Annotated in this window: 27 protein-coding genes and 1 tRNA gene; 16 read left to right on the top strand and 12 right to left on the bottom strand. The window is 70.3% G+C overall.

All coding sequences use genetic code 11. The annotated features are described in order from the left end of the window. Positions 1 to 30 precede the first annotated feature (30 nt). A complete protein-coding gene (locus tag AB8M85_RS12075; RefSeq protein WP_372699062.1) occupies positions 31 to 1158 on the bottom strand; it encodes an aromatic acid exporter family protein in 1128 nt (375 codons plus the stop codon). 311 nt (positions 1159 to 1469) lie between these two features. Between AB8M85_RS12075 and pstS the strand changes: the two genes are divergently transcribed. The 4 genes from pstS (at position 1470) to pstB (ending at position 5565) form a co-directional block, all read left to right on the top strand. Further along, positions 1470 to 2573, top strand: coding sequence for a phosphate ABC transporter substrate-binding protein PstS (gene pstS / locus AB8M85_RS12070; RefSeq protein WP_372699061.1), 1104 nt, complete (start codon positions 1470 to 1472; stop codon positions 2571 to 2573). 116 nt (positions 2574 to 2689) lie between these two features. Then, positions 2690 to 3622, top strand: a complete 933-nt coding sequence (pstC, locus tag AB8M85_RS12065) for a phosphate ABC transporter permease subunit PstC (protein ID WP_372699060.1) — start codon at positions 2690 to 2692, stop codon at positions 3620 to 3622. Then, the gene (gene pstA, locus AB8M85_RS12060) at positions 3622 to 4758 is read left to right on the top strand and encodes a phosphate ABC transporter permease PstA (protein WP_372699059.1); all 1137 of its coding nucleotides are present in this window, start codon (positions 3622 to 3624) and stop codon (positions 4756 to 4758) included. The genes pstC and pstA overlap by 1 nt, the downstream gene beginning before the upstream one ends. A gap of 27 nt (positions 4759 to 4785) precedes the next feature. Continuing rightward, positions 4786 to 5565, top strand: coding sequence for a phosphate ABC transporter ATP-binding protein PstB (gene pstB, locus AB8M85_RS12055; protein WP_372699058.1), 780 nt, complete (start codon positions 4786 to 4788; stop codon positions 5563 to 5565). Positions 5566 to 5743: 178 nt separating this feature from the next. Here the strand turns inward: pstB and AB8M85_RS12050 are convergent, their stop codons facing one another. The 3 genes from AB8M85_RS12050 to AB8M85_RS12040 form a co-directional block, all read right to left on the bottom strand. Continuing rightward, the gene (locus AB8M85_RS12050) at positions 5744 to 6757 is read right to left on the bottom strand and encodes an anion permease (protein WP_372699057.1); all 1014 of its coding nucleotides are present in this window, start codon (positions 6755 to 6757) and stop codon (positions 5744 to 5746) included. Between the two features lie 13 nt (positions 6758 to 6770). Then, positions 6771 to 7388, bottom strand: a complete 618-nt coding sequence (locus AB8M85_RS12045; RefSeq protein WP_372699056.1) for a hypothetical protein — start codon at positions 7386 to 7388, stop codon at positions 6771 to 6773. A 244-nt stretch (positions 7389 to 7632) separates the two neighbouring features. After that, positions 7633 to 8292, bottom strand: coding sequence for a hypothetical protein (locus AB8M85_RS12040; protein ID WP_372699055.1), 660 nt, complete (start codon positions 8290 to 8292; stop codon positions 7633 to 7635). Between the two features lie 102 nt (positions 8293 to 8394). Between AB8M85_RS12040 and AB8M85_RS12035 the strand changes: the two genes are divergently transcribed. The 4 genes from AB8M85_RS12035 (at position 8395) to AB8M85_RS12020 (ending at position 11551) form a co-directional block, all read left to right on the top strand. Further along, positions 8395 to 8467, top strand: a tRNA-Lys gene (locus AB8M85_RS12035). Between the two features lie 298 nt (positions 8468 to 8765). Continuing rightward, positions 8766 to 10037, top strand: a complete 1272-nt coding sequence (locus tag AB8M85_RS12030; RefSeq protein ID WP_372699054.1) for an endonuclease/exonuclease/phosphatase family protein — start codon at positions 8766 to 8768, stop codon at positions 10035 to 10037. 159 nt (positions 10038 to 10196) lie between these two features. Then, the gene (locus AB8M85_RS12025; protein WP_372699053.1) at positions 10197 to 10646 is read left to right on the top strand and encodes a DUF2871 domain-containing protein; all 450 of its coding nucleotides are present in this window, start codon (positions 10197 to 10199) and stop codon (positions 10644 to 10646) included. Between the two features lie 41 nt (positions 10647 to 10687). Continuing rightward, positions 10688 to 11551, top strand: a complete 864-nt coding sequence (locus tag AB8M85_RS12020; RefSeq protein ID WP_372699052.1) for a hypothetical protein — start codon at positions 10688 to 10690, stop codon at positions 11549 to 11551. On the opposite strand, the gene AB8M85_RS12015 is transcribed toward AB8M85_RS12020, so the two are convergent. Then, on the bottom strand, positions 11540 to 12790 hold the full coding sequence (locus tag AB8M85_RS12015; RefSeq protein ID WP_372699051.1) for a DUF445 domain-containing protein: 1251 nt from the start codon (positions 12788 to 12790) through the stop codon (positions 11540 to 11542). The two genes, AB8M85_RS12020 and AB8M85_RS12015, sit on opposite strands and share 12 nt — an antisense overlap. A gap of 92 nt (positions 12791 to 12882) precedes the next feature. Between AB8M85_RS12015 and AB8M85_RS12010 the strand changes: the two genes are divergently transcribed. The 4 genes from AB8M85_RS12010 to AB8M85_RS11995 are packed head-to-tail and all read left to right on the top strand — an operon-like array spanning position 12883 to position 15773. After that, the gene (locus AB8M85_RS12010) at positions 12883 to 13752 is read left to right on the top strand and encodes a glycerophosphodiester phosphodiesterase (RefSeq protein ID WP_372699050.1); all 870 of its coding nucleotides are present in this window, start codon (positions 12883 to 12885) and stop codon (positions 13750 to 13752) included. Continuing rightward, a complete protein-coding gene (locus tag AB8M85_RS12005) occupies positions 13749 to 14771 on the top strand; it encodes an NADPH:quinone reductase (protein ID WP_372699049.1) in 1023 nt (340 codons plus the stop codon). The genes AB8M85_RS12010 and AB8M85_RS12005 overlap by 4 nt, the downstream gene beginning before the upstream one ends. Before the next feature lie 13 nt (positions 14772 to 14784). Continuing rightward, positions 14785 to 15465: an AzlC family ABC transporter permease gene (locus AB8M85_RS12000; RefSeq protein WP_372699048.1), complete on the top strand. Its 681-nt coding sequence runs from the start codon at positions 14785 to 14787 to the stop codon at positions 15463 to 15465. Then, complete coding sequence (locus tag AB8M85_RS11995) at positions 15462 to 15773, top strand: AzlD domain-containing protein (protein ID WP_372699047.1); 312 nt, start codon at positions 15462 to 15464, stop codon at positions 15771 to 15773. Before AB8M85_RS12000 ends, AB8M85_RS11995 begins: the two co-directional genes overlap by 4 nt. A gap of 18 nt (positions 15774 to 15791) precedes the next feature. Here AB8M85_RS11995 and AB8M85_RS11990 read toward each other — a convergent pair whose 3' ends face one another. The 6 genes from AB8M85_RS11990 to AB8M85_RS11965 form a co-directional block, all read right to left on the bottom strand. Beyond that, positions 15792 to 16196: a hypothetical protein gene (locus AB8M85_RS11990; RefSeq protein WP_372699046.1), complete on the bottom strand. Its 405-nt coding sequence runs from the start codon at positions 16194 to 16196 to the stop codon at positions 15792 to 15794. Positions 16197 to 16372: 176 nt separating this feature from the next. Continuing rightward, the gene (locus tag AB8M85_RS11985; protein WP_372699045.1) at positions 16373 to 17506 is read right to left on the bottom strand and encodes an acetate/propionate family kinase; all 1134 of its coding nucleotides are present in this window, start codon (positions 17504 to 17506) and stop codon (positions 16373 to 16375) included. 25 nt (positions 17507 to 17531) lie between these two features. Then, positions 17532 to 19604: a phosphate acetyltransferase gene (gene pta / locus AB8M85_RS11980; protein WP_372699044.1), complete on the bottom strand. Its 2073-nt coding sequence runs from the start codon at positions 19602 to 19604 to the stop codon at positions 17532 to 17534. A gap of 103 nt (positions 19605 to 19707) precedes the next feature. Beyond that, positions 19708 to 20424 (bottom strand): ABC transporter ATP-binding protein, encoded by a 717-nt coding sequence (locus tag AB8M85_RS11975; RefSeq protein WP_372699043.1) that lies wholly within the window; start codon positions 20422 to 20424, stop codon positions 19708 to 19710. Positions 20425 to 20514: 90 nt separating this feature from the next. After that, complete coding sequence (locus AB8M85_RS11970; protein ID WP_372699042.1) at positions 20515 to 21639, bottom strand: ABC transporter permease; 1125 nt, start codon at positions 21637 to 21639, stop codon at positions 20515 to 20517. A gap of 139 nt (positions 21640 to 21778) precedes the next feature. Then, a complete protein-coding gene (locus AB8M85_RS11965; protein WP_372699041.1) occupies positions 21779 to 23191 on the bottom strand; it encodes an amino acid permease in 1413 nt (470 codons plus the stop codon). A gap of 130 nt (positions 23192 to 23321) precedes the next feature. On the opposite strand from AB8M85_RS11965, the gene AB8M85_RS11960 reads away from it, so the two are divergent. Genes AB8M85_RS11960 through AB8M85_RS11945 form a run of 4 tightly spaced genes read left to right on the top strand, consistent with a single transcriptional unit; the run spans position 23322 to position 25801 of the window. Continuing rightward, on the top strand, positions 23322 to 23630 hold the full coding sequence (locus tag AB8M85_RS11960; RefSeq protein ID WP_372699040.1) for an MTH1187 family thiamine-binding protein: 309 nt from the start codon (positions 23322 to 23324) through the stop codon (positions 23628 to 23630). A gap of 3 nt (positions 23631 to 23633) precedes the next feature. Then, positions 23634 to 24308: an O-methyltransferase gene (locus AB8M85_RS11955; protein WP_372699039.1), complete on the top strand. Its 675-nt coding sequence runs from the start codon at positions 23634 to 23636 to the stop codon at positions 24306 to 24308. Positions 24309 to 24339: 31 nt separating this feature from the next. Then, positions 24340 to 24858, top strand: coding sequence for an N-acetyltransferase family protein (locus AB8M85_RS11950; protein ID WP_372699038.1), 519 nt, complete (start codon positions 24340 to 24342; stop codon positions 24856 to 24858). Then, a complete protein-coding gene (locus AB8M85_RS11945; protein ID WP_372699037.1) occupies positions 24851 to 25801 on the top strand; it encodes a spermidine synthase in 951 nt (316 codons plus the stop codon). The genes AB8M85_RS11950 and AB8M85_RS11945 overlap by 8 nt, the downstream gene beginning before the upstream one ends. Here AB8M85_RS11945 and AB8M85_RS11940 read toward each other — a convergent pair. Next, a complete protein-coding gene (locus AB8M85_RS11940; protein WP_372699036.1) occupies positions 25789 to 26283 on the bottom strand; it encodes an NUDIX domain-containing protein in 495 nt (164 codons plus the stop codon). The two genes, AB8M85_RS11945 and AB8M85_RS11940, sit on opposite strands and share 13 nt — an antisense overlap. Positions 26284 to 26307: the final 24 nt, after the last annotated feature.

The raw sequence follows: 26307 nt of genomic DNA, 5'->3' as shown, positions 1-26307 counted from the left end.
CTATCGCCTGCAGCCGACAGGAAACCGCGCTCAGAGCCGGGGCAGGAAGGAGACCGCGTCCGCGTGCTCCAGACCGGTTCCCTCCAACAGGTCGACCACCAGCGGGCGGAGCAACAGCACCAGCCCCTCGCCCTGCAGGCCCGTGGCGCCAAAGGAGGCCGGGGTGAGGCGCCCCGCCGCGGCAATCAGGTCCTCGCGCGCCGCTCGTTCGGCGCGGTCGCGTTGGGATTGTTGGGGCTCCATGACCGACCGGGCCAGGGCGTCGACGGCATCGGCGAGCTCGTCGAGGTAGACCGAGAGCTGCTCGGCCGCTTCTTCGCGCAGGGCCGCGTGGGTGATGACCGAGGCCATCCGCCGGGTGAAGACGCGCGCGTTGCGCACGGCCAGGTCCACCTGGCCCGCCACCCTTCGCAGCCGCTCCAGTTCACCGCGGTGCCTGCGGAAGTGGGGGGAGAAGGTCGCGATTTCATGGGCCCCGGTGAGGGAGGCGGGGATCTTGTCCATCAACCCCTGGGTTCCCCGCGCCCGGATGAGTGCGTGCCAGGCGCGGGTGGAGTCCGATTCCCGCAGGGCCACGGAGCTCTCACGCAGCACCGTCGACAGCTCGCGGATCAGCTGGCGCAGTTCCCCGGCCGGTGCGCGTCGCGGATCACGTGGGGCCAGGGCGGTGATGAGCAGGGCGCAGAGCCCGCCGACGATCGCATCTGCGCTGCGGGTGAAGGGGCCGCCGTCGGGGGCGGGCAAGAGGACCACCAGCAGGGACTGGACGCCGAATTGGGTGGTGAAGATGGATCCGCTGTCCAGGAACCTGGCCAGAACCAGTGAAATGAAGACGACGGCGGCCGCCTGCCAGATGCCGGTTCCCAGCAGGGTGAGCAGCAGGTCGCCCACGGCGATGCCGAGGGTGCACCCGATGGCGACCTCCAGGACCCGGCGCATCCTGGTCGCTCCGCCGAAGCCGAGGGCCACTACGGCAGAGGTCGCCGCGAACAGGGGGCCCTGGTGGCCCAGGAGCTGCTCCGCGATCCAGTAGGCGCCGACCGCGCAAATGGTGATCTGGACGATCTGCACGATCGACACGCGCACCCTCGCGGTGCCCGAGACCGTTCGGTGGCGCGTCAGGGACAGCACCTTGCCGAACGGATTCGCCTTTCCCATTCGTACAGTCTGGCATGAAAGGAGGTACGCGCCCGTATCCGGTGTGGCGTACCCCACATCCTCATCGGGTATGACGGAAAACCCTTGTCAAACGTCTGTTTCCCCGCAATGGCGGGCAACGTCCCGTCGGCGTTCACCTCGCGTTAACCCTCCCCGGCACCGTTCTTTACCTGCATTGCCTAGCGTCAGGGGTACGGCGGCAGGCCAGCGATGGCACCCCGGTTGGCCGGCAATGGCCGACCGGTCGGGGCCGCCGGTCCAACGGGACATGAAGGTCCCACCGCCACAGAGTAGAAGAAGGAACAAACCACGTGAAGGTTACCCACATCGGCCGATCAGCGGCCGTCCTCTCCGTTGCCGCCCTGGCCCTCACTGCCTGTGGTTCCGACAACCCGACCGGCGACGCAGCCGGGGCGACCTCCGGATCCTCCGCGGCGGGCACGCTGACCGGCATCGGGGCCTCCTCGCAGAAGGCGGCCATGGACGCGTGGAAGGCGGGCTTCGAGGCGGCCAACGCCGACGCCAAGGTCCAGTACTCGCCCGACGGCTCCGGGGCGGGGCGCAAGGCCTTCCTGGCCGGCGGCGCGCAATTCGCCGGGTCCGACGCCTACCTGTCGGACGAGGAGATCGAATCCTCGAAGCAGGTGTGCGGCCCGGACGGGGCCTTCGATATCCCCGCCTATATCTCCCCGATCGCGGTGGCCTACAACCTCGAGGGCGTCGACGGTCTCAAGCTGGATGCCGAGACCATCGCGAAAGTCTTCAAGCTGGAGATCACCACGTGGAACGACCCGGCGATCGCCGCGCAGAACGAGGGCGTGGACCTGCCCGACACCAGGATCACCGTGGTGCACCGCAACGACGAGTCCGGCACCACCGAGAACTTCACCCAGTACCTGGCGGCCGCCGCCAAGGACACCTGGACCTACGAGGAATCCGGGGACTGGCCCGCGGACCTGCAGTCGGAAAACGCCAAGGGAACCTCCGGCGTCGTCTCCACGACCACGTCGACCCCCGGCGCCATCACCTACGCCGACGCCTCCGCTGTCGGCGACCTCGGGACCGTCTCGGTCAAGGTCGGGGATGAGTACACCACGCTCTCGGCCGAAGCCGCGGCCAAGGCAGTGGAAACCGCCGAGCCGGTCCCCGGCCGCTCCGACCATGACATGGCCCTCGAACTCCAGCGCGACACCACTGAATCGGGTGCCTACCCGATCATCCTGGTCAGCTACCACCTCTACTGCAGCACCTACAAGGACCAGGAAACCGTGGACCTGGTCAAGGCCTGGGGCAACTACGTCGTCGGTGCAGAAGGCCAGCAGGCCGCCGCCGATTCCGCCGGAAGCGCCCCCCTGTCCGAGACCATGAGGAAGCAGGCCAAGCAGGCCATCGACTCGATCACGGTCGCCTCCTAGCAACCCACCGGGGCCGGCAGCCCACCAGGATTGCCGGCCCCTGAATCCCCACCGCCCGGACACCAGGAATTCCCCTCCGACAGGGTCGCCGGGCCACCCCAGACCGAAGGGTCACCATGACAACCAACACGCTGACACGGGCCGGCGGCTCGGGCCGGACAGGAGACAAGGTCTTCTCCGGGGCCTCGAGGAGCGCCGGAATCCTCATCCTGCTCACCCTCTTCGCCGTCGCCCTGTTCCTCCTCATCCAGGCGATTCCCGCCTTCACCGCGGACCCGGCCGAGGTCTCCGGCGGCGAGGGCTTTGTCTCCTACATCTGGCCAATCGTCGTCGGCACCGTCATCGCCGCGGCGATCGCCATCTTGCTCGCCACCCCCGTGGGACTGGGCGTCGCCCTGTTCATCTCGCACTATGCGCCCCGTCGGTTGGCCGCTCCCCTGGGCTACGTGATCGACCTGCTCGCAGCCATCCCCTCGGTCATCTACGGGATCTGGGGCTACCTCGTCCTCGCCCCGGTGCTGGTGCCCGGCTACGAATGGCTCCACGCGAACTTCGGCTTCCTCCCCGTCTTCGGCGGTCCGGTGTCCCAGACCGGCAAGACCATGCTCACTGCGGGCATCGTGCTCGCCGTGATGGTGCTGCCGATCATCACCTCCCTGTCCCGCGAGATCTTCCTGCAGACCCCCGGGCTCCACGAGGAGGCCGCGCTGGCCCTGGGGGCCACCCGCTGGGAAATGATCTGCATGAGCGTGCTGCCCTTCGCCCGGGCCGGAATCATCTCGGCGGTGATGCTCGGCCTCGGACGCGCCCTGGGCGAGACGATGGCGGTGGCACTGGTCCTGTCGACCGGTTCCCTCATCCCGTCGCTGATCTCCTCCGGCAACCAGACGATCGCCGCCGAGATCGCGCTGAACTTCCCCGAGGCCTTCGGCCTCCGGATGTCCGAACTCATCGCGGCCGGCCTGGTGCTCTTCGTGATCACCCTGGCCGTGAACATGGTGGCCCGATGGATCATCAGCCGCCACCAGGAATTCTCGGGAGCCAACTGATGACCACCACGACCACCACCCGGACCACCGGCCTCCTGCCGACCCCGCCGCCCACCCGGCGCAACCGGCTCTCCAAGGGACGCCTGCCCCGGTGGGCGATTCCCGCCGTCGGACTGGCGGCGCTCGTCCTCGGGGCCGCCGCCTCCACCCTCGGCGGGTTCTCCATCGCCTCGTTCCTGGTCTACGCCGCGCTGCTCTTCGTCGCCGGGGCGACCGCGACCACCACTGTCGTGGAGGGCCGGCGGCAGGGCACCAACTCGTTCTTCAAGTACCTGGTCGTCGGGGCCTTCCTGCTGGCCCTCATCCCGCTGGTGTCGGTGCTCTACACGGTGCTCGAACGCGGGCTGCCCGGGATGACCTCGCACTTCCTGTTCCACTCGATGAACGGGATGACCGGTGCGGTGGACAACGAGACCGTTGCCGCCGGGGCCCCGGTCCTGGGCGGGGCCTACCACGCCGTGGTCGGGACCCTGCTCATCACGCTCTGCTCGACGATCATCTCGGTGCCGATCGGGATGCTCGCGGCGATCTACCTGGTCGAATACGGCCAGGGCAAGGCGCTTAGCCGCGGCATCACGTTCTTCGTCGACGTGATGACCGGCATCCCCTCGATCGTCGCCGGCCTCTTCGCCGCGGCGCTGTTCGGGCTGCTGTTCGGACCATCCACCCGCATGGGCATCGTCGCCGCCGTCGCCCTGTCGGTGCTGATGATCCCCACGGTCGTCCGGTCCACCGAGGAAATGCTCAAGATCGTCCCCAACGAGCTGCGCGAGGCCTCCTACGCCCTCGGCGTGCGCAAGTGGCGCACGATCACCAAGGTCGTCATCCCCACGGCGATCTCCGGCATCGCCTCCGGCGTCACGCTGGCCATCGCCCGCGTCATCGGCGAAACGGCGCCCATCCTGGTCACCGCCGGGCTGGCCAACAGCATCAACTTCAACGTCTTCAGCAACTGGATGGCCACGCTGCCGACGTTCATCTACTACCAGATCCTCAATCCCACGTCGCCGACGAACATCGACCCCAGCGCCCAGCGCGCCTGGGCAGCGGCCCTGCTGCTGATCATCATGGTCATGCTCCTGAACCTCGGCGCCCGCCTGATTGCGCGCATCTTCGCCCCCAAGACCGGCCGCTAGGCCCCCCGAACCCCTAAGGAACACATCGTGTCTAAACGCATCGACGTCTCCGACCTGAACGTCTACTACTCCAAGTTCCGTGCCGTGGAGGACGTGAACATCCAGATCGAGGCCAAGTCCGTCACCGCCTTCATCGGCCCCTCCGGCTGCGGCAAGTCGACCTTCCTGCGCACCCTGAACCGGATGCACGAGGTCATCCCCGGCGCCACCGTCGAGGGCAAGGTCCTTCTCGACGGCGACAACCTGTACGACGCCGGGGTCGACCCGGTGACCGTGCGCAGCCAGATCGGCATGGTCTTCCAGCGCCCCAACCCGTTCCCCACGATGTCGATCCGCGACAACGTGCTCGCGGGGGTGAAGCTGAACTCCCGCCGGATCTCCCGGGCCGACGCCGATGACCTGGTGGAGTCCTCGCTGCGCGGGGCGAACCTGTGGAACGAGGTCAAGGACCGCCTCGACAAGCCCGGCTCCGGCCTCTCCGGCGGGCAGCAGCAGCGCCTCTGCATCGCCCGCACCATCGCGGTTAAGCCCGACGTGATCCTCATGGACGAGCCCTGCTCGGCCCTGGACCCGATCTCCACGCTGGCGATCGAGGACCTCATCAACGAGATGAAGAACGACTACACGGTCGTGATCGTCACGCACAACATGCAGCAGGCCGCCCGCGTCTCCGACAAGACGGCGTTCTTCAACATCGCGGGCACCGGGAAGCCGGGCAAGCTCATCGAGTACGACGAGACCGCCACGATCTTCAACAACCCGTCCGTCAAGGCCACCGAGGACTACGTCTCCGGCCGGTTCGGATAACCAGACGGTTCCCGCCGCGGGTCAGCGCACGGCGGGAACGGACCCGGAGGGGGAATCTCCGGGGGATCCCCAGCGGATCACAGCGGATGCGGGGCGCCGGATGGTGCCCCGCATCCGTGTTCCCGCACCGGGGACGACGGCGGTGCCCCCGGAGGTGCCACGGACCAGGACCTGCCCGTCATTCCAGGAGCGGATGCACGGCCAGGAACAGGACCCCGGCCGCCACGATGCAGACCAGGGGCGTGGCCAGCCAGTACACGGCCACGCCGGCCACGCGCCCCCACACCACCGACTCATAGCGCTGGTTGGCCCCCGAGCCGACGATCGAACTGGTCACCGCCTGCGTCGTGGACAGCGGCATCTGCAGGGCGATGGCCCCCACATACAGCATGCCCGCCGAGACCGCCTGGGCCGCCATGCCGCGCAACGGGTCGATCGGCACCAGCCGGTAGGCGATCGTGTGGCTGATCCGCCAGCCGCCGCACAGCACGCCGGCGCCGAGACACCCGGCCGCGACGGCCTGCGCCCAGAAGGGGATCCCGTGCGCCGTCGTGGCCTGCCCGGCCACCAGCGCCAGGGTGAGCATTGCGGCGGTGCGCTGCCCGTCCTGCAGCCCGTGTCCCAACGCGACCGCGCCGGCGGTGATGGACTGGCCCAGCCGCCCCACCGTGTTCACGTCGGCGGATGTGGCATGGCGCAGCCGCCACGTGAGCGGGATGACCGCCAGGTAGGACAGCACGAACGCGACGACCGGGGTCAGCACCAGGGGGATGGCGACCCCGCCCAGCAGCATCCGGGCCACTCCGTGGACCCCGTCGCCGCCCAGCAGGGCAAAGGCCCCGCTGGCCCCGGCGAACCCGGAGATCACGGCGTGGGTCGAGGACATGGGCACCGCCCGGTACCAGCAGAACAGGCCCCACCCGCCGGCGGCCAGGACCGCGGTGAACAGGATCGCCAGGCCCGCCGCCCCGTCGGGGACCCGCAGTTCGACGGCGGAAACCAGGAAACTGCCGAAGGCTGTGCTCAACAAGGTGCCCACCACCGCGAAGAAGGCGGCCAGCAGAACGGCGATCGAGGGGCTCAGGGCCCGGGTGCGCACGGCGGCGGCCACCGAGTTGGAGGCATCCCGGAAGCCGTTGAGGAACGCGAAGGCGCAGATGGCGGCGAAGACGCACCACAGGAACACGATCACCGGGCCGGCCCGCTCAGGATTCCTTGACCAGGACGCGTCCCAGGTGGTCGGCGACCGCGCGCAGCGCCTCCACTGCGGCGCGCAGCTGCTCGGCGACGGCCTGGTGGCGCAGTATCGAGGAAGCCTTGGACAGTTCGGCGATCTCGCCGAGCCAGGCACGATGCGTGCGCCGCGCGCGCCGGCCCAACCGGATCATCTGGATCCAGACGTCCTCCAGGTCGTCGGGCCGCTGGAGCTTGCCCAACGCCTCGGTGGTCATCTCGGACTGCCGCCCGAGCATCTCCAGCTGCTCGGCGGCACGACGCGAGATGCCGGCCACCGACGTCGTGACCATGAGGTCCCCCGCGCCGGCGAGTTCGCCGACAGCGTCGTTGAGCAGCCGGGAGAAGGTGTACAGGTCCTCGCGGGGCAACGGGTTCACGTAGCTGGTGCGCAGGTGGGCCAGCAGCGCATGGTGCAGGTCGGTGGCCTGTTGCTCGAACCGCTCGAGCTCGCGGATGAGCCCGTCCTGGTCATCGGCGGGGGCGCCGAGCAGCTCGGAAAGGGTCTCGACGCATTGCCGCACCGTGGTGCCCAGCTGCTGGAGCAGCTCGAGGCCGCGCGTCTCCGCAGGAAACAGTCTGAATTTCACGAAGCAAAACCACCGGCGTCTGGGGGAAGGGGAGCTGACTTCGTCCCAGTGTACGCACGCCGGGTAAACGCCTTGCCGCGGGTGGTTGATGGTGCCGAACCGGGAGCGCCTCTCGGCGGAAGGCCGCTCGAAGCGGCTGCAAGTTGGAGCCCGGGGCTACCGCGGTCCGACACCGTCTCCAGTGTTCTCCGCGCTCCGCGGCGCTGTCAACAGCACGGCCCCGACAGTGGGCGATGCCACAGCCTCAGGCCAGCTCGCCGCGGCGCCAGGCCCGGGCGGAAGCCTCCAGGTCCTCGGCGGTGCGCACCAGCAGCCCCGCATTGCGCGTCATCCGGCTGGCGCGGTCGCCGTTGGAGACGTCGGAGGCATCGGCGTGCTCGGCCTGGCCCAGCGCGATGACGCGGCAGAACGCGGCGGTCCGCTCCAGGGCCACGTCGAATTCGCCGTCGAAGGCGCCGGTGAGGATCGAATCGGTCATCGCCAGCACCTCGGCGGCCCCCGGGGGTTCGGCGACGCCGGCCACCACGCGAGGGACGTCGGCGGTCTGCCGTCCGGCAGCGAAGTAGGCCGAGAAGCGTTCGGGTTCGCGCTGGGTCGCGGTGCGCAACGCATACAGGCGCCACAGGGCACCAGGCAGCGACCGTGGTGGGCTTTCGGCCCACAGCTCGGCGAGCACCTCCAGCCCCTCCTTGTCGGCCAGCTTGATGAGCCGGCGGGTGACCTCGGGATCGGAGTTGGCACGGCCGTGGTTGACCAGCGCCTCGGCAGCGAGGTGGGCGGCCTCGGAGACCCGCGCCGGATCGGCGCCGCCGGCGAACGGTTCGAAGTCCGCCGGGGTGAAGGGCTTGGGCCGGTGGTGCGGGCGCTTGCCGGCACCGGATGCTGGTGTCTGGCCGTCGTTCATGCCCCGAGGATACTCCCGCATCCTCCGGGCCGGCCACGCTGTAACCGGCCCGGACCGGGCATCGCGTTGCGTTAGGATGTGTAACGGCCGCTTCGGCCGCACGGGCCTTTAGCTCAGATGGTAGAGCATCGGACTTTTAATCCGCTGGTCACGGGTTCGATCCCCGTAGGGCCCACCCGCACCCGCCCCGTGCCGCAGTAACGGCACGGGGCGTTCCCGCACCCGGACCCCTCCCGCGCGGGCCATCCCCGAATGTTCCAGCCGGTGGAAATTTCAATACGGCAACAATGCCGCAACCCTCGTCACGGCCGGACGGCGACTGCGCGGATCCCCGCGATCCGCGCCACGACAGGGCACAACGGGGATGACGTTCTACGTCCGGCGCCGCCGTCGTGCCGGGGAACGGTGTCGAATCGTCCCCAGGTACCGGAACCACTGTTCCGGCAGGGGGCAGGACGCCCTACGCTGGATGGGTGCGCGCAATCGTGAGGGGCCTTGGAGCCGGTCTGCTGGCCGTCAGCCTGACGGCTGCCTCCGTCGCGCCCGCGCTCGCCGACGGGCCGGAGCTTACGGACTACCTCAACCCGGGCCAGCCGCATTTCCGGGTCCAGCTGGACGCCGCTGCGGCGCAGGCCCGGGAGGCTGGGGCGCTGCGGGCGGCGACCTTCAACGTCTCGCTCAGCCGCGGCTACGCCGGGGAGCTGGCCCAGGACCTCTCGCTGCCCGGCGACGAGCACGCCGCCGCCGCCGCGGAGGTCATCCAGCGCACCAACCCGGACGTGGTCCTGCTCAGCGATTTCGACTACGACGAGGACCACGCGGCCGCCAAGTCGTTCCGCGCCAACTACCTCGAACAGGGCCAGGGCGGGCAGCGGCCGGTCGACTACCCGTACCTGTATACGGCCCCGACCAACAACGGCATCGCCACCGGTGCCGACCTGGACGGCAATGGAACCGTCGGGGACGCCGCGGACAGCTTCGGCTTCGGCGACTTCCCCGGCCAGCACGGCATGGTGCTGTACTCCAAGTACCCGATCGGGCAGCAGGACGTGCGCACGTTCCAGCGGATGCTCTGGAAATCGATGCCCGACAACCGCATGCCCCACCAGCGGTATTCGCCACTGGTGCGCAACGTCCTGCGGCTGAACAGCTCCACCACCTGGGACGTCCCGGTCCAGGTGGACGGCTCCACGGTGCACGTGATAGCCGCTGACGCCGGCGCCCCCGTGGACGAGGGCGGCTCACCCCAGCAGGGGCGCAACGCGGACCAGATCCGCCTGGTCTCCGACTACGTCGGCGGCGGTGCCGACGCGGCCTACATCACCGACGACGCCGGGCACTCCGGCGGCCTGGCCGCCGATGCCCCGTTCGTGGTCCTCGGCGACCTCGACGCCGACCCCAGCCATGGGGATGCGGCCACCGGCGCCGTGCGCGAACTGCTCGAGAACCCGGCCCTGGTCGATCCGCGGCCGGCCTCCGACGGGGCCGCCGAAACCGGCATCACGCGCCCGGGCCAGCCGGACGACGACGAGGCCGCGGCCCCGCGGCTGCGGACCTCCACCAGCGACGCCGGCGCCCTGCGGACCGACTACGTGCTGCCGGCGGCGGCCCTGCCGGTGGACGGGGCCGGGGTGTTCTGGCCCGCGGCCCGCCAGGACGGACGCGAGCTGGTGTTCGGCGATCCCGCCCCCAGCGGCAACCACCGCCTCGTCTGGGTCGACATCGACCTGCCCGACGCGCAGTAGCCGGCGACGCCCGATCGCGGGCACCCCCGCCCCCGTGCCCGCGCCGAACGTGGCCGGTCCCACACCCCGGGTCCACCGAACGGTTGATCACCCCGGCCGCCTTTTCCGGAATCGTTGATGGCAGGCAATCAGCCTGACCCGTCAACGAAAGGCCCCGCAGTGCTCCGCCTGCTCTACACCTCCTTCACCTTCGCGATCGTCGGCGTCTTCTCCGGCCTGTTCTACCGGGAGCTGACCAAGGCCAACGACTTCACCGACCGCTCGGCCAGCCAGCTGCCGCTGGTCCACACGCACTTCCTGGTGCTCGGCTTCATGGTGCTGCTGCTCGTGATGGTCCTCGAGCGCGTCCTGCACCTCGGCGCGGCCGCACCGAAGCTGAGCGGCTGGTTCTACTGGGTCTGGACCGTCGGTGTGGCCCTGACCGGCGGCATGATGCTCGTCAAGGGCTCGCTGACCGTCCTAGGCGCCGACGCCTCCTCCGCAGCACTTGCCGGGATCGCCGGCCTGGGGCACATCCTGCTTACCGCCGGGATCGTCCTGCTGTTCCTGGCCCTGCGCAAGGCCGTTGTTGCCGGGACCGCCGTGCAGCCCGCACCGGCCGCGGCCTGAGTGGTTCCCGCGCCGGGCCGACGCCGCGTAGGCTCGAACGCATGAAGGAAAAGATCACGTCGGCAGTCCTGGGCCCGGACGGCAAGCCCGTCGCGGGCGTCCAAGGCGCCATCATCAAGGCGATCGGCGTCCAGCGGCCCCTGGTGCTGTCCTACCTGCGCCTCCTGCGCCGCAAGCATCCCGCGGCCACCGGCGCCGAGCTGGCCCGGCTGGTCGAACGCGACTACCTGGTCGCCGTCACCGGGGGCGGGGCCGCCGTGGGTGCCTCCGCCGTCGTCCCGGGGATCGGCACCGCGGCATCGCTGGGCCTCTCCGCGGCGGCCACGGTCGGCTTCCTGGAGGCCAGCGCACTCTATGCCCAGTCGCTGGCCGAACTACACGGCATCACCACCGAGGACCCGGAGAAGGCCCGCGTGCTGGTGATGGCCATCCTGATGGGCGACGAGGGCAGTTCGATGATCTCCGCGCTGACCCATCAGGCCGCCGGCCGCGGCGCCGGTCCCATCACGGGCTGGGGTGCCGTCTTCGGTTCCGGCAAGCCCTCGGGCGCCTGGGGTGCCATCGGCGCGCAGGTGCAGAAGCGCTTCCTGCGCAAGATCCTCGCCACCCAGGGGGCCTCGATCCTCGGCCGCGCGATCCCGTTCGGCGTGGGCGCCGCGGTCGGCGGCGTCGGCAACCGCTTCCTGGGCAAGAGGGTCATCGAGGCCGCCGGTCTGGCGTTCGGCCCTGTCCCGGCCACCATCCCGGGCGAGCTGGCGGCCTCCCTGCAGGGCCGGCCGGCCGCCGGCACCCCCGCATCCGAGGGGGAGGGGCACGACGGCGCATCCCGGGACCGTGCCCAGACGGAAGTCGAGCGCGGGATCGAGCAGGAACGGGCCCGCCGTGCGGGTGGCTCAGCCCAGTAGCGCCTGTGCGACGGCGAAGATCGCCACCCCGGCCAGGGATCCGACGACCGTGCCGTTGATGCGGATGAACTGCAGGTCCCGGCCCACCTGCAACTCGATCTTCCGGCTGGTCTCCGGCCCGTCCCAGCGGGCGACGGTATCGCCGATCAGCGCGGTGACCTGGTCCCGGTAGGTGTGCACCAGGTAGCCTGCGGCCCCGGCGATCCACGCGTCCAGCTTGGCCGCCAATGCCGTATCGGTGCGCAGCCGGGACCCGAGGTCCATCACGGCCCGCACGAAGCTGGCCCGCAGTTCCGAGGCGGGGTTCTCCACCGCGTCGAGCAGGGCCGTCTTGATCGACTCCCAGCCGGCGGCCATCGCCTCGTGCAGCTGGGGATCGTCCAGCACCGCGTGCTTGAGCCGCTCAACCCGGTCGATGGTCTCCGGGCTGTGCTGCATGTCGTGGGCGAAATCGGCGAGCCACCCGTCGATGCTGCGGCGTACCCGGTGGTCCGGGTCGGCCCGCACGGCAGCCAGGAACCCCGCCAGCTCGCGGTGCAGCCGTTCGCCCACCAGCGAATCCACGACCGCCGGTAGCCACGCGGGTGAACGATCGGCGACCAGCCGGACGACGGTCTCCCGGTTCGTCGCCACCCACTCGGCGGCCCGGTCGGCCACCAGGTCCACCAGGGGGCGCTGGTGCCCGTCGCGCAGGACCAGTTCGAGCATCCGGCCCAGTGTGGAGGACCACTCGGGGGCCAACATGTGCTTGCGGGCCAGCGACTCCAGCAGCTGCAGCACATCCTCGTCGTCGACCACCTCGAGGACGGCACGGATGGCGGTGGCACCCTCGAGGGCGATCCGCTCGGCATTCGCCGGGCGGGAGAGCCAGGCACCCACCGGAGCGGCCATGGCCATCGACCCCAGCTTCGCCCCGACGACCTCGTCGGAGAGGAAGTTCTCCTGGACGAACCCGCCCAGGCTTTCGCCGATCTGGTCCTTCTTGCGCGGGATGATCGCGGTATGCGGGATGGGCAATCCCATCGGATGCCGGAACAGCGCCGTCACGGCGAACCAATCGGCCAGGGCACCGACCATGCCGCCCTCGGCGGCCGCACGCACGTACTGCAGCCAACCATAGGTCTCCTGCAGGGCAAAGGACACGGCGAAGACGACGGCCATGCCGATGAGCAGCCCCGTCGCGATCGACTTCATGCGGCGCAGCGCGGTGGCCCGCTCGGCATCTGACATCAGGGCCATGGTGCTCCAATCGGTGGGACCTCGGGGGCTGTTCCACGATAGTGCACCCCTGGCGCCCGGGCGCGTGCCGGGCATCGCGTAGCGTGGGCATCATGCAGAACGTCTATGCCCATCGTGGATCCAGCGGCGTCTACGCTGAGAACACGCGGGCCGCCTACCTCCAGGCGATCGCCGACGGCGCCGACGGCATCGAATGCGATGTCCACCTCAGCCGGGACCGGCAGGTCGTCTGCCACCACGACCAGACCGTCGACCGGACCTCGAATGCCTCGGGACGCATTTCCTCGTACACCCTCGCGGAACTGCGCGGGCTGGACTTCTCCGGATGGGCCGGGCGCCAGGTCCCCACGGCCTACGGCGGCCCACGAGAGCAGTTCGCCGCCCTGTCCGAACTCGTCCAGATCGCCACCGCGGCCGGCCGCCCCCTGGGGCTGGCCATCGAGATCAAGCACCCCAGCGAGTTCGGCCGCGGGCTGGAGGACGCGGTGCTGCACACGCTCGAAGGCCTCGGCTGGGACGCGCAGACGTCCGCCATCGGCGACGTGGCCGTCAGCTTCATGTGCTTTGACGCCGGATCCATCCGGTACCTGGCGGACCGGGTCCCCGCCGCGTCCCTGTGCCAGCTCATCACCGGCGAGAACCCGGCGAAGATCCGCGGTCTCCAGGACGCTGGGGACCGGCTGGGGGCCGCCGTCGCCGCCGTCGTCCACAATTCCGCCCGCGACGGCGTCCCGCTCCTCGATTCCGGCGCCGTGGGCCTGGCCGGGCCCGGCGTGGCCTGGGCGCGGGCACACGAGCAGGTGGTCCGCCACTGGCTGGACGCGGGACTCCGCCTGCGCGTCTGGACCGTCGACGACGACGCCGACATCGACTTCCTGGCGGGCCTCGGGGTCCAGGAAATGACCAGCAACCACCCGGCCCATACCCGGGCCGTCCTGGCACGTCGGGGGGACCGGCCATGACCGCGGAGCGCCGGCCGGTCCACGCCGCCGGCATCGACCGGCTCACCGACGCCGCGGGGATCGGCGAACTGGTGCTTCCCGCACCCTCCTGCGGCCCCGACCAGGTCCTCCTCCGAGTGGACGCCGTGGCCGTGAACCACGTCGACACCTTCGTGCGCTCGGGCGTCTATGCGACGGACCTGGACTTCCCCGTCGCCGTGGGCCGCGACGCAGTGGGCACAGTCGAGGCCACCGGGACCGGCGTCCGGGGCGTCGGCGTGGGGCAGCGGGCCTGGACGAACAGCCTGGGCTTCGACGGCCGTCCCGGGGCCACCGCGGAACTGGTGGCCGTGGACGCCGAACGCCTCTATCCACTGCCCGACGGCGTGGACCCCCTCATCGCGGCAGCCGCGCTGCACCCGTGTGCGACGGCCGCGCTCGCCGTCGGCCGGCACGGACAGCTCGAGGCCGGGCAGACGGTGTATGTCGCCGGCGGGGCAGGCCAGGTCGGCTCGGCTGCGATCGTCGTGGCCAAGGCCCGCGGTGCCCGGGTGCTGGCCTCCGCCTCTGCCGCCGACGCCGACTACTGCCGTGGCCTGGGGGCCGACGTCGTACTGGACTACCACGACGCGGACCTGGCCGGGAGGCTGCGCGAAGCCGCGCCCCGGGGCCTCAACGTGCAGGTCGATACCTCGGGGCACAACGACCTCGAGATGGCTGTCGACCTGGCGGCCCGCCGCGGACGGATCGTGGTCATGGCAGGACCGGCTTCCACCCCCGTGCTGCCGGCCGGCCAGCTGTACATGCGCGATGCCAGCGTGCATGGATTCGCGATCAGCAACGCCACGGTCGGCGAACTGGCCGAGGCCGCCCAGACGGTCAACACCCTGCTTGCCGACCGCGCTTGGGAACCGCGGAACCTCGTCAGGGGTGCCTTCCGGGACGCCGGGTGGGCCCATGCCCAGCTGGAAGCCGGACAGGTCCACGGGACACGGATCGTGCTGTTGCCGCAACACGGCGATGCGACCGCTGGCCGCTGACTAGACTCGATTCATGCGCTTCAGCCAGTCCCCGGCCGTGAAGACCGGCCTCTCGATCGCGGTGGCGACCGGGCTGTACGGCATCTCCTTCGGCGCCCTCGCCGTCACGTCCGGCCTGTCCTTCTGGCAGGCGGTCGCCCTGAGCGCGTTGATGTTCACCGGCGGGTCGCAATTCGCCTTCATCGGGGTCATCGCCGGTGGGGGTGCCGGATCCGCCGCCTTCGGTGCGGCCACGCTGCTGGGCGTGCGGAACATGGTCTACGGGATGCAGATGAATGCCCTGGCCCGTCCCCGGGGCTGGCGCAAGGCGGCCGCGGCCCACGTGACCATCGATGAATCCACGGCCACCGCCGTCGTGCAGGAGGACCTTGTCGAGCTGCGGCGCGGCTTCTGGACCGCAGGCCTCGGGGTCTTCATCCTGTGGAACGTGTTCACGGTCGTGGGGGCCCTCATGGGCGACGCGCTCGGCGACCCGAAGGCGTGGGGCCTGGACGGCGCGGCGGTGGCCGCGTTCCTGGCACTGCTCTGGCCCCGCCTGAAGGCGCGCGAACCGGTGGCCATGGCCGTGGTCTGCGCGCTGGCGACGGTGCTGGTGGTGCCGCTGGTCCCGCCCGGGGTGCCGATCCTCGTCGCGGCGCTCGTCGCGGCCCTATGGGGCTGGATCGGACACCGGCCGGCGGAGGCCGCGGCATGAGTCTGTGGTGGTGGGTGCTGGCTGGCTGCGTGGTGGCCTACCTGACGAAGTTGTCCGGCTACCTGGTCCCCGCTCGCATCCTGGACAAACCGCGCATGGGACGCGTCGCCGGTGCCCTGACCGTCGGATTGCTGGGTTCCCTGGCCGCCGTCAACACGTTTGCCAGCGGCCAGCAGCTGGTCCTCGACGCGCGCGTGGGGGCGCTCGTGGCCGCCGGCATTGCGTTGCTGCTCCGGGCCCCGTTCCTGGTGGTGGTGATCGTTGGTGCGGTGGCCGCGGCGCTGCTGCGGTGGGCGGGGATGCCCTAAACGGCCACCCGCAACGGTTCAGTCCGGTTGGTTGCGGCGCTGCCGGGCCAGGTTGCGCAGCACGATGAACACGGTGATGAACCCCGCCTCGAGCAGGCAGAGCACGATGACCGGGATCCAGGCGGACTGGCCGATGAAAATGATGGCTCCCATCAGCAGCAGCAGCGTGGCCATGGCCAGGACGAACCACGCGAAGCCCAGGACCGTTCGCGCGCTGCGCATGCCGGTGCGGAAGCCGAAGCCCTCGGGGACCGCTCCGGCACCATGGAACTCGGCGGAGCCGTTGGCGTAGTGTCCCTCGGCAGGGGCGCTGTCCGGGTCGGGAAGGTCCGCGCCCGGGGGCGAGGATCCCGGACGCCGGGCATCGTCGTCGTTCTCATCGCCTTCGTCCGGTGACCGGGGATGGTCGAGCCAGGACGGCATGGCAATCACCTCCTGTGACGGAACCGCACCGGACCCACCCTGTGGGCCATGGCACCATCCTGCCTCACATCGGGCCTCCGGATCAGTCCTGGTGCACGAAACCGGTGCACGATCCCGGTGCACGAAACGGATGCGGGAACCGACCCGGGAAACCACCCCGTCCGCGGGGATGGCGCCTACCGGTCGGAGCGGGACAGTTCCTCGGTGGCGCGCGCGATTTCGGATTCCTCATCGGTCGGGACGACCAGGACCGGGATGGCCGAATCCGGCGCGGAGATGACCCGGGGTTCCTTGCTGCGCTCGACGTTGGACATCTCGTCGAGCGTGACGCCCAACGCGCCGAGGCCGTCGACCACGCGCTTGCGGAACGGCCAGGAGTTCTCCCCGATGCCGGCGGTGAACACGATGGCCTGCGCCCCGCCGACAGCGACGTGGTACCCGCCGATGTATTTTTGCAGCCGGTAGGAGGCGACCCCCAAAGCCAGCTCGGCGCCGTCGTGCCCCTCCGCCGCGGCCTCGACCACCGTGCGCATGTCGTTGTCGCCGGAGAGTCCCTTGAGCCCGGAGTCCTTGTTGAGGATGCGGTCCATCTCCTCGGCGGTGTATTCGCCGCGGATGACCAGCTGGGTGACGATCGAGGCGTCGAGGTCCCCGGAGCGGGTGCCCATGACCAGGCCCTCGAGCGGGGTGTAGCCCATGGAGGTGTCGACGCTGACGCCGTCGCGGATCGCCGTGACCGACGCGCCGTTGCCCAGATGGGCGATCACCGCGCGGAAGCGGCGGCGCTCGATGCCGAGCAGTTCGGCGGCCCGCCCGGCGACGTGGTCGTGGCTGGTGCCGTGGAACCCGTAGCGGCGCACGCCGTGCCGCTTGTAGAGGTCGTCGGGGACGGCGTAGCGCCAGGCGTATTCGGGCATGGTGCGGTGGAACGCGGTGTCGAACACGGCCACCTGGGGGAGCTTGGGCCATTTGTCCAGCAGGGCGCGGATGCCCAGGGCGGCGGCAGGGTTGTGCAGGGGCGCCAGCGGGGCGAGGCGTTCGATCTCGCGGACGATCTCGTGGGTGATGAGCACCGGGGCGGTGAAGCGCTCGCCGCCGTGGACGACGCGGTGGCCGACCGCCTCGATCTCGCGGTCGCCCAGGACACGGTGCAGGTGCTCCTCCACGGTTTCCAGAGCGGCGGCGTGGTCGGGGACCTCGGTCTCGCCGATCCGTTCGACCAGGCCGGAGAGCAGGACCTCGTCGGTGGTGGTTTCGCGGACCTGGTACTTCAGCGAGGACGACCCCGAGTTGATGACGAGCACGAGCATGCGGACGACTCCTTGTCTTCCTGGGTTAGTCTTCCTGGGCCTGGATGGCGGTGATGGCCACGGTGTTGACGATGTCGTCCACCGTGCAGCCGCGGGAAAGGTCGTTGACCGGCTTGTTCAGCCCCTGCAGCACCGGCCCGACGGCGACCGCGCCGGCGGATTGCTGGACGGCCTTGTAGGTGTTGTTGCCGGTGTTCAGGTCCGGGAAGATGAACACCGTCGCCTGTCCGGCCACCGAGGATCCGGGCAGCTTGGAGGCGCCGATGGACGCGTCGACGGCGGCGTCGTACTGGATGGGCCCGTCCACGGCCAGGTCGGGGTCGCGCCTGCGCACCAGTTCGGTGGCGGCGCGGACGTCGTCGACGGCACCGCCGGATCCGGAGGTGCCGGTCGAGTAGGAGAGCATCGCCACGCGCGGTTCGACGCCGAACTGCCGGGCGGTCTGTGCGGAGGCGACGGCGATGTCGGCGAGCTGGGCCGAGTCCGGTTCCGGGTTGACCGCGCAGTCGCCGTAGACCAGCACGCGGTCCTCCAGGAGCATCAGGAAGACCGAGGAGACGACGGCGACCCCGGGCCGGGTCTTGATGAATTCCAGCGAGGGGCGGATGGTGTTCGCGGTGGTGTGGGCGGCGCCGGAGACCATGCCGTCCACGTGGCCCAGGTGGACCATCATGGTGGCGAAGTAGGAGCGGTCGAGCATGCGTTCGCGGGCGGCCTCGACGGTGACGCCCTTGTGGGCGCGTAGCCGCGCGTACTCGGCGGCGAAGCCGTCCAGCAGGTCGCTGCGGGCCGGGTCGGTGACGGGGATGCCGTTCAGGTCGATGCCGTGGGCGGCGGCCAGCTCGCGGACCTCGTGGGTGTTGCCGAGGATGACCAGGTCGCAGATGCCCCGGCGGTTGATGATCTCGGCGGCCCGCAGGATGCGCAGGTCCTCGCCCTCGGGCAGCACGATGCGCTGGCGGGAGGACCGGGCCCGTTCGATGAGCTGGTGCAGGAAGCGCAGCGGGGTCATGGTCTCCGGGGCCGGCAGCGAGAGGCGGGCGAGCAGCTCGTCCTCGTCGACGTCGCGGTACCAGGCGCCGAGGGCGGCTGCGGTCTTGCGGGGCTGGGCCGCGGTCAGGGTGCCGGAGACTTCCCAGACGCGGTGCGCGGTTGAATAGGTGTCCTCGGGGACGGTGAAGACGGGGAAGGGGGCGGCCGCGAGCAGCGGCAGGATGGAATCCTCGACGGGCCGCGGGCCGGTGAGCAGCAGGCCGGCGGTGGCGGGGAACCCCGGGGTGCGGGAGGTGGCGACGGCGGTGGCCATGACATCGGAGCGGTCGGCCGGGGCGATGACCAGCGAGTCGTCGCGGTAGCGTTCGAGCAGGTAGCCCACGTTCATGGCCGCGACGAGGACATGGCGGACGTCGCGGTCCAGTTCCGGGGCGCCGGCCACCAGCCGGGCGCCGAGTGCGGCACTGACCTCCCCGACGGTGGGCCTGACGATCTCGTCGATCTCGGGCAGGACGTAGACCTTGCGGTGCTGCAGCCCGGGGCGGACCGACTCGCGGATCGGCCCGGCCAGTTCCGGGTCGGCCCGGTTGACGATCATGGAGAGCAGTGAGACGTTTTCCTCGTAGAAGCCCTTGCGGGCCACATCGACGGCGTCGACCGCCTCGTTGACGGTGTGGCCGGCGGCGTTGACCACGCCTACGACGTGGCATCCGAGGTGGTTGGCCAGCTGGGCGTTGAGCCCGAACTCCAGGGCTGCATCGTGGTCGGTCAGGTCGGTTCCCTCGACGATGACGACGTCGACGTCCCGGGCGATCCGGCTGTAGGCCTCCAGCGAGCGGGAGTGGATCTCGTCGATCTTCCCGGCCACGATGAGCTCGCGGGCCTGCGCCCGGGTCATGGCCACGCCGGCATGGGCGTCGTCCAGGTTGAAGAGGTCGCGGATCAGGGCGACCGCCGGATCGGTGTCCACGTCGGGGCCATCGGTGATGGGTCGGAAGAACCCGATCCGGTCGGCGTGCCGGTGCAGCAGATCCGCCAGGCCCAGGGTGACCAGCGACTTCCCGCTCGCCGGGGTGGACGCACTGACGTAGATGCCGCGGGCCATGGGTCTCCTTCGAAGCCGGTCGCTGTGCCTCGTCCATCGTGCCACGCCGGGCCGCTCGCCGCCCACGACCGGGGTCACACCCCCAGGTCCCCGGTCCCCGGGCTCAGGCCGCGGTGAGGACGGGGGCCGAGAGCCGGCCATCGCGCATGGTGGCGACCGCATCGGTCAGCGGGACGAATTCGGTGTCGTGGGTGACCATGATCGTGGCGACCTGGAATTCGTCGGTGACCTCGCGCAGGAGCCGCACGATGGAGTCGGAGCGGTCGTGGTCCAGCGCCGCCGTCGGCTCGTCGACCAGGAGTGCCTTGGGGTCGCCCATCAAGGCACGGGCGATGTTCACGCGCTGGCGTTGGCCGCCCGAGAGCTGGTGTGGCCGCTTCCCGGCGTCGGGCCCGAGGCCGACCATGTCGAGCAGTTCGCTGGCCTTGGCCCGGGCTGCCTTCAACGACTTGCCCCGCAGATGGTCGACGATCAGCAGCTGTTCGGTCGCGGTGAGCGAGGCCAGCAGGTTCGGCTGTTGGAAGATGATGCCGATCTTTTCCCGCCGCAACGTGGTCAGCTCCTTGTCGGCCAGCCCGGTCGCGTCGACCCCGTCGACGATGACCAGTCCGTGGGTGGGCCGGACTAGGGTGGCGGCGGTGGCGAGCAGACTCGACTTGCCCGATCCCGAGGGGCCGACCAGGGAGACCATCTCCCCGGCCTGGACGGTTAGGTCCACGCCGTCCAGGGCCTTGACGATGCCGTCGCCGTCCGGGTACTCGAGGGTGACGTTGACGAGGCTCAGTGCGTTCGTTGTGCTGGTGGGGTCGATGGAGGTCATCGTGGTGTTTCCTTTGCGGGGCAAATCGGGGAGGGGAGGGGGAGGGAAGGAGAAGCCAGACCCGGCGGGGGCCGCCGGGGCATGGCGGCGTTAGTTCCCGCCGAGGGCGATCAGGGCGTCGACCTTGGTGGTGCGGCGGACGGCCAACGCGGATCCGGCGAGGCCCAGGGCAACGATGCCGAGGATGGGCAGCAGGGTGGTTTGGATGTTCACGAGGAACGGCGCGGCCTGGGCGGCGAAGAACCCGCCGGCGATGCCCACGGCGCCCCCGATCCCCGCCCCAACCAGCAGGACGATCGCGGCCTGCGTGATGGCATCGCGCAGGATGTAGCGTCCCGATCCGCCCAGGGCCTTGAGCACCGCGATGTCGCGGGTGCGCTGGACGGTCCAGACGGTCAGGAAAGCCACGATGACCAGTGCCGAGATCCCGTAGAGGAAGGCCTGCATCATCAGCAGGGAGCCGTTCTCGCTCTGGTAGGAGGCCAGGGCCTGGAACGCGCCGGTGCGCGAGGTGCTGACCGTATCGGCTGCCTCGTTCGCAGCGGCCTCGTCGACGGCGGCATCCTGGTCGTAGGTGATGGCGGCGACGGTCCCGACCTGGTCGGGATCGGTCAGGTGGGCGATCGCGGACCAAGTGGGCAGCGCGGTCCAGACGACGCTGGTGTGCGAGTACCACTGGTCGTCGACCACGTCGCCGACGGTGAGTTCGCTGCCGCCGAGGGTCACCGTGTCGCCGGTGGAGACCTCGAGGTCCTCGGCTGCGGTCCTGCTGAGCACCACGGTGTCCTTGCTGACCGGGGCCGGGGCTAGTTGGCCGGTGGGGGCGACGCCGAAGACGGCGACGTTGGTGGTGCCGCCGGCGGTGTCGGCATTCCCGGCCTGCAGCCGTGTCTGGCTGATGCCCAGCGCCTCGGCGCGGGCGACGCCGTCGCGTTGTGCCCAGGACCGGACCTGCCCGGCGGTGATCGAGCTTTCCGTGAAGGAGGCCTTGGGGTCGCCGTTGCCGGTGGCTCCGAAGGCGATCGCGTCCACCGGGTCGGTGGTGGCTCCGTCGTGGACCGCGCCGAGCTGGGAGATGGACGACGTCGATTGATTGCCCAGTCCGGCGGTCAGGCCGGAGAGCATCACCAGCAGCAGGGTGATCAGGGCGACGACGCCGCCCATCAGGGCAAACCTGCCCTTGGCGAATCGGATGTCACGGATGGCGAGGAACACGTCTACTTCTTTCGCGGGGAACCAGGGAGCCGTTTGGCTCCTATATCCACGATCCCGTGGGACGCGTTCCGTTCCATCAACCGATCGGTTGATCCTCCGTGTGGGGGCCGTCACGCCGGTGTGGCGGCACAGGCCCGCCCTAGTTGGGCGCGGTTTCCAGCTCGATCTTGCGGCGGCCTTCCGCGCCGACGAAACGGTAGGCGATGAGGAGCAGCACGATCCAGACGACGCCGACGACCAGGGCGGTGCGGCCGGATTCGCTGAAGCCGAGGATGACCACGATGAAGGCCATGAAGGCAAGCCCGAGGTAGCTCAGGACCGGCCAGGCCGGCAGGACGTAGTTGCCCGGTGACTGCCCGGTGGCGCGCAGTTCCAGGCGCATACGGTGGTGGGCCAGCAGGATGGTTCCCCAGGTGAACACCGTGGCGAACGTGGCAATGGACGCGACGATGAGGAAGAGCTCGTCGGGGATCCAGAAGTAGAGGCCGAGTCCGACCAGCAGGCAGGCGGCGACCAGCCCGACCGGCCAGACGGGGATCCCGTTGCGCGAGACCCGGGCGAAGGAGGCCGGGGCCTGGCCCTGCTCGGCCAGCCCGTACATGGTGCGGGTGGCGGCGTAGAAGATCGAGTTCATCGCCGACAGTGCGGCAGTGAGCACCACCGCGTTGATGATGTGTTCGGCGGCGGGGATGCCCAGCCCGGCGAAGACCTGCACGAAGGGGCTGCCCTCCGAGCCGATCTCGCTCCAGGGGAACATGCACAGCATGACGCCCAGGGAGAGCACGTAGAAGACCAGGATGCGCATCGGCACGGTGTTCACGGCCTTCGGGATGGCCGTGGCCGGGTCGCTGGTTTCCCCGGCCGTCATGCCCAGGGTCTCGATGCCGCCGAAGGAGAACACCACGATCCCCAGGCTCATGACGATGCCCCACACGCCGAACGGCGCGAAGCCGCCGTGGTCGACGAGGTTGTGCAGTCCGGGATGGTAGCCGCCGACGGTGACGCCGAAAACGATCAGGTACAGGCCTCCGGCGATCATCGCGATGATGGTCACGATCTTGATCAGCGTGAACCAGAACTCGAGTTCGCCGAAGACGCTGACCCGGAGCAGGTTCAGGCCGCCGATGAGCAGCATCGCCGCGAGCATCCAGATCCACCCCGGGGCGTTGGGGTACCACATGCCCATGTACTGGCCGACGGCGGTCATGTCGGCGATGGCGACGATGACCATCTCGAAGGCGAATGTCCAGCCGGCCAGGAACCCGACGCGCGGGCTGATGTAGCGGTTGGCGTATTGGGCGAAGGACCCGGCGACGGGGTGCCGGACCGCCAGTTCGCCGAGGGCGCGCATCACGGTGAAGACCACGCAGCCGGCGACGATGTAGGCCAGCAGCACCGCGGGGCCGGCCGCCTGGATGGTCTCGGCCGATCCGTAGAACAGGCCGGTGCCGATGGCGGAGCCGAGGGCGATGAAGCGGATGTGCCGCAGCGAGAGCTTGCGGTTCAGCGTGCTGGCGGCTTCCGCCGGGGCTTTCGTGGTCGTCTGGTGCATGGTCCTGCCTGGGTCGCGGCTATGGGGGAGGCTCGCGGTGTGGGCGGGCCGCATCTACTGTGGCACATGGTGTGCGATCCAACACAATTGCGGTGGTGACAACCGGCGGCCCGGGTGGCACGCTGAAGGCATGATCGTTGCCTTCTCCGTTTCCACCAACATGCCCAACACCGACGGCTCCGTGCACGACGCGGTGGCCGCGGCCGTCAAGGTCGTCCGGGACTCCGGGCTGCCGAACAGCACCTCGTCGATGTTCACCGAGATCGAGGGCGAGTGGGACGAGGTGATGGACGTGGTCAAGCGGGCCACCGAGGCGGTGGCGGCCTACGGGAACCGCGTCTCGCTCGTCCTCAAGGCCGACATCCGCCCCGGACGCACCGGCGAGCTCACCGGCAAGGTCGACCGCCTGCAGAAGGCGCTGGAACGGATGGGGGACTAGCCCATGGGCGCCGAACCAGCCGACGTCGACGACTACCTGCGCGAGACCGTCGTCGGGGAACCCGCGACGCTGGCGGCCGGCCGCGAGGCGGCCCACGCAGCCGGGTTGCCGCAGATCGAGGTCAGTGCCGGGCAGGGCAAGCTGCTGGGGCTGTTGGCGCGCATCTCCGGGGCCCGGCGGGTGCTGGAGATCGGCACGCTGGGCGGCTACAGCACCAGCTGGCTCGCCGACGGCGTCGGCCCGGACGGGCACGTGACCACCTGCGAGTTCGAACCCCGCCATGCCGGGGTAGCCCGCCGGAACCTGGATGCCGCCGGGGTGGGGGACCGGGTGGAGATCCGCCTGGGAGCGGCCCGGGACACCCTGGCCGAGCTGCGGCGCGAGGAGGTGGAGCCCTTCGACCTGGTCTTCATCGACGCCGACAAGGAGAACAACCCGCAGTACGTGCTCGAATCCCTCGAGCTCACCCGGTCGGGGTCGATTATCATCGTGGACAATGTCGTGCGCCACGGCGCGATCCTGGAGCCCGCCGATGCGTCGACCGAGGACGGCCGGGCCACGATCGGGACCCGCGAGGTCCTGGACATCCTCGGCGGCGACCCGCGGCTGGAAGCCACGGCACTGCAGACCACCGGGGCCAAGGGCTGGGACGGGTTCGCGCTCGCCGTCGTGCGCTGACCGGCCACCGCCGCCCCAGTACGCTGGTGGGGTGAGCACCACCAACTACACAATCCGCCAGGCCGCCACCGGGGACATCCCCGCCACGCTGGCCATGAAACTCGCCGCCTGGCGCGAAACCTATGCGGGCCAGCGGCCGGAGTCGTTCTTCGAGCTCGAGGAGTCCCGCCGCGAGGCCCAAATCGACTGGTGGACCCGTGGCCTCGCCGCCGGAGCCGAACTCTGGATCGCCACCGACGACGAGGGGCGCATCGTCGGCTGCGCGGGCGGCGCCCCGGTGCTGGACGAGGACGCGGACACCGGCGCGGTGGCCGAACTGCAGATGCTCTACATCCTCGCCGAGGCGTACGGAACCGGGCTGGGGGCGCGGCTGCTGCAGGCGTCCATCGGGAACCTGTCCGCCGTGCTCTGGGTCCTCGAGCACAACCCGCGCGCGCAGGCCTTCTACCGCAAGCACGGTTTCGAGCTCGACGGTGCGCGCGAGCAGCTGTCCGATGTCTGGGGCGGCCTCTACGAGGTCCGCATGGTCCGGCCGGGCCTGCATGGCTAAATCCCGTTCCCGCAAGTCCCCCTCCGGCGCACGGACCGGCGGCACCCCCGCTCCGGGCAAGTCCGCGGCAGGGAAGGCCACGTCAAGGAAGGCCCCGTCGGGCGCGGCCGCCGGACCGGTGGCCGGCGACTACCCGATCGACACCGGCACCGCCACCCTCGAACGCGACCCCTACGACGACGACGGCTGGATCCTCAAGGTCAACGGGGTGCCCTCCTCACATGTGGATCTGGCCGACCCGTTGCGCCTGGACTTCGAGTACATGCGCTGGATCGCCGCGCTGGCCACCTCGCGCTTCCCTCCACCGCACGACGGCGGCACCTCCCGGCTGCGGGTCCTGCACCTGGGTGGAGGGGCCTGTTCGATGGCCCGCTGGGCCGCGGCCACCTACCCGGATTCCCGCCAGGTCGTCGTCGAACTCGACGGCCGGCTGGCCGAACTGGTCAGGTGCTGGTTCGACCTGCCCCGGGCGCCGCTGCTGCGCCTGCGCACCGGCGAGGCCGGGCAGGTCCTCCGCTCGCTGACCGACGACACCCGCGACCTGCTCATCCGCGATGTGTTCGCCGGGGACAAGACCCCCTCCGACCTGACCACCGTCAACTTCACCCGCGAAGCCGCCCGCGTGCTGGCCGACGACGGCCTGTACGTCGTGAACTGCGGGGACACCCCGAAGCTGGAGACCGCCCGGCGGGAAGCGGCCACCATCGGCGCCGTCTTCGCCCATACGGCGATCGTCGCCGATCCGGCCATGCTCAAGGGGCGCCGCTACGGGAACATGGTCATCGCGGGGTCCAACGCGCCGATCCCCGCCAGCCCCGCCATGCTGCGCGAACTGCTTGGCGGGGCGGTGCCGGCCCAGCACTGGGACGCGGCCCGGGTCCGTGCCTTCGCCGGAACCGTAGCGGTGATCGACGCAGAACCCCCAGGCCCTCAGGATGCCTGAAAGCTGCCCGTGCGCACGTATTCCCGGTAGAGCTCCAGCACTCGGGATGCGGGCCGGCTCATCGGCCGGGGAGGATCGTCCACGGGACGGAAGGCCAGCTCGGCGACTTCCGACTCCTCGGCCCGCAGGGTACCGGTCGCCCCGCGCCAGACGAAGCACAGCGCAAAGGCGTGCACCCGATCCCCATTGGGGTATTCGAGCTCGTGGTAGGCCGGATCGGACAGCGAGGCGAACGGGATGAGCGCGTGCGGCTCGGCCTGCAAGCCGGTCTCCTCGGACAGCTCGGCGACCGCAACCGCGCGGAAATCCTGGCCGGGTTCGGCCGCGCCGCCGGGGAACTCCCAGACGCCGGTACCGGCACGGCGCTGGAAGAGGGCATCGCCGTCGTCGTCCAGGGCCACGACCTGCGCCCCGGGCACCAGCAGCAGGCGCGAGCCCACGTCCTGGCGCAGCTGCCACAGGTACGACCCCTCGTGTCCCATGGGCCCAGCGTAGCCCGCGGCACC

This window comes from Arthrobacter sp. JSM 101049 (genome assembly GCF_041679245.1).
Taxonomy (GTDB): domain Bacteria; phylum Actinomycetota; class Actinomycetes; order Actinomycetales; family Micrococcaceae; genus Arthrobacter_H.
The sequence above is the reverse complement of the archived record's forward strand: the minus strand, read 5'-3'. Positions and strand labels throughout refer to the sequence as shown.